Source organism: Aeromonas sp. QDB54, assembly GCF_027707385.1.
Classification (GTDB): domain Bacteria; phylum Pseudomonadota; class Gammaproteobacteria; order Enterobacterales; family Aeromonadaceae; genus Aeromonas; species Aeromonas hydrophila.
In genome coordinates, this window is the sequence record NZ_JAPCIT010000072.1 from 1 (window position 1) to 1469 (window position 1469).

The window sequence follows — 1469 nt, forward strand, 5'->3', positions numbered from 1 at the left end:
ACTGAACATAGCTCCAAGACTACCTCTTAAGTTAAGAGGGGCGAAGTGTCTGGATCTTCAAGGGGCCAATCTAGTCTAATCATCCCGGACACCATTTTAGGTGGTACAGTCGCCACCATGATCAGAGGTGTTCAATGACAAGACTACGTCGCTCATTTACTGCTGAATTCAAACTCGAAGCCGCATCCTTGGTGCTCTACCAAGGCTATTCCGTCTCCGAAGCCAGCCGTTCACTGGATGTTGGCGAAACCGTGCTTCGTCGATGGGTTCAGCAGCTTCAATCCGAACGAATTGGCACCACTCCTATCAGCAAGGCTCTGACCCCAGAGCAGTAGAAAATCCAGGAACTGGAAGCCCGTATCAACCGACTTGAACGTGAAAAAGCCATTCTAAAAAAGGCTACAGCTCTCTTGATGGCGGACGAACTCGAACGTTTGCGCTGATAGACCGATTAAGGGAGCAAACCCCCACCACGCTGGTCTGTTGCGCTTTCGGTATTCCAACTTCCTGTTTCTACGACTATCAGGCTCGTACCCGCACCATTGACCGTGAACAAGTGTAGTAAAAAAGTGTGCTGCGACGCCTGTTCAACGAGAGTCGGGGTTCAGCTGGCAGCCGGGCCTTGATGTCGGTGATGCGGGAGCTGGGGCATCAGATTGGCCGGTTCAAGGTGCGTCGCCTGATGAAAGACGCGGGGCTGGCGTCCAAGCAACCCGGCGCTCATGCCTACAAGGTCGCCCGGGCTGAGCGACCGGATATCCCGAATCTGCCGGCGCGTGAATTTGCTGCCCCGCAACCCAATCAGGTGTGGCGTGGCGATATTACTTACGTGTGGGCGGGTGGCCGCTGGCATTACCTAGCCGCGGTGCTCGACCTCCACACCAGACGGGTCGTGGGCTGGGCGATGTCTGGCAGACCTGATGCTGACTTGGCCGTGAAAGCGCTCGAGATGGCGTATCAGCAATGGGGTTGTCCGTCCGGTGTGTTGTTTCACTCCGACCAGGGGAGCCAATACGGCAGTCGGGCATTTCGGCAACGGCTGTGGCGCTATCGCATGACACAGAGCATGAGTCGGCGTGGCAACTGCTGGGATAACGCGCCAATGGAGCGGCTGTTCAGGAGCCTCAAGACGGAATGGCTTCCGACCACGGGGTACATGAGCCTGCGAGAAGCGAAGCGAGATATCAGTTATTACCTAATGGATTACTACAACTGGCGGCGTCCGCATCAATACAATGACGGGGTACCGCCAGCAGAAGCCGAAAATCGGCCTAACCGAGTGTCCGAATTTAGTTGACCACTACACTTTACACTGAAGAACAGTTAATTAAGGCAGCCAGAGAAGCAGCATTATATGGTGCTCAACATGTTAAAATGCAGAGACTGGATGTATTAGGGAAGGTGCGAACAAGTCCCTGATATGAGATCATGTTTGTCATCTGGAGCCATGGAACAGGGTTCATCATGAG

The 1469-nt window shown here is 54.1% G+C and carries 1 pseudogene; it reads left to right on the forward strand.

Going from position 1 to position 1469, the window contains the following annotated elements:
• Positions 1–134: 134 nt before the first annotated feature.
• Positions 135–1297, forward strand: a pseudogene (locus PG881_RS23835) (IS3 family transposase).
• The last annotated feature ends 172 nt before the right edge of the window (positions 1298–1469 follow it).